This window comes from Halorubrum sp. Atlit-26R, assembly GCF_003666015.1.
In the GTDB taxonomy this organism is placed as follows: Archaea; Halobacteriota; Halobacteria; order Halobacteriales; family Haloferacaceae; genus Halorubrum.
The window spans coordinates 1-987 of record NZ_QPLT01000110.1; the positions used below are offsets into that span (position 1 = coordinate 1).

Annotated in this window: 2 protein-coding genes; both read left to right on the top strand. The window is 51.3% G+C overall.

The annotated features are described in order from the left end of the window. Positions 1-239 precede the first annotated feature (239 nt). Positions 240-389 carry a hypothetical protein gene (locus tag DVK07_RS22850; protein ID WP_158603199.1) on the top strand — a complete coding sequence of 50 codons (150 nt, stop codon included), beginning with the start codon at positions 240-242 and terminating at the stop codon, positions 387-389. Then, positions 386-778 carry a type II toxin-antitoxin system VapC family toxin gene (locus DVK07_RS19595; protein WP_121598518.1) on the top strand — a complete coding sequence of 131 codons (393 nt, stop codon included), beginning with the start codon at positions 386-388 and terminating at the stop codon, positions 776-778. The genes DVK07_RS22850 and DVK07_RS19595 overlap by 4 nt, the downstream gene beginning before the upstream one ends. Positions 779-987 lie beyond the last annotated feature (209 nt).

Here is a 987-nt window from a genome sequence, read left to right on the forward strand (position 1 = left end):
CATCTCTGCGGCCGCCGCCCGCGAACTCGGCGTCGAGTAGCGCCGAGATTCTGGCTTAATCTCTGAACTTACCCCGGCGACGATCTAGCGCTCCAATACCGATGTGCTTGGGTTGCGGTACAGAGCCCGTATCGAAAGCCGGTGGTGGTAGGTGCGTTTCAGCGCAAGTAGTCGGCCTGTTTCAGTTCACTTTCAGTCTCGTAGTGGGATTTATTGATCCCGGTCGAATTGGTAATGGTATGTCGAGTACGGAGTGGCGGCCATCCGATGAAGAAGACGACACCGACGAAAATCTCGGTTTCGGCGACGCACTTGCAGAACTCGCAGTCGAAAACGCCCCAGATATCGATCCTGTCGAAGCCGTTCGTGAGTCCCGCGAAGACGTATGAAGCTCTTTGTCGATTCGAATATCTTTATCGCGATTGTCACCGACGACACCGATCGGTCCGATATCGCACGTAAGCTGCTCAACAGCGATCACGAATTCTACTCGTCGATATACAACGTGATGGAGGTGCGGAACGTTCTCGCGACGAAGTACCATTTCAAGCGCGACAGAATTGAAGAGGTCGAGCGGACGATCCGAACCTACGCCGATCCCGTCGCTCACAATTCATTATTAGTTCAGAAGGCAGACGAGATTCAAGAAGAGACCTATACGACGGCGATGGACGCAATCATGCTGGCGGGCGCGGACTCTATCAGAGGGACACTTGTGACGTTCGACACGGAACTTCATGCTCACGGGGCGAAACCCCCTGAAGAAATCTCGATTTAATCGCGGGGTTCGGAACGAGAAGTACCTTCACTGATCAGAGCTATATGAATGAATTATATTGAAATAACATGTCTACCGGGCGGATAGTGGCGCCAGTTTGAACCGCATTAGATTTTATTCGGGTTTTTAGATAATCTACTCTCATCTTCTTTGATTTCCGCTTTAACCTCGTTAAAAGCCTCTGAGATTGCGTTCTGTAGTGAGTGGAG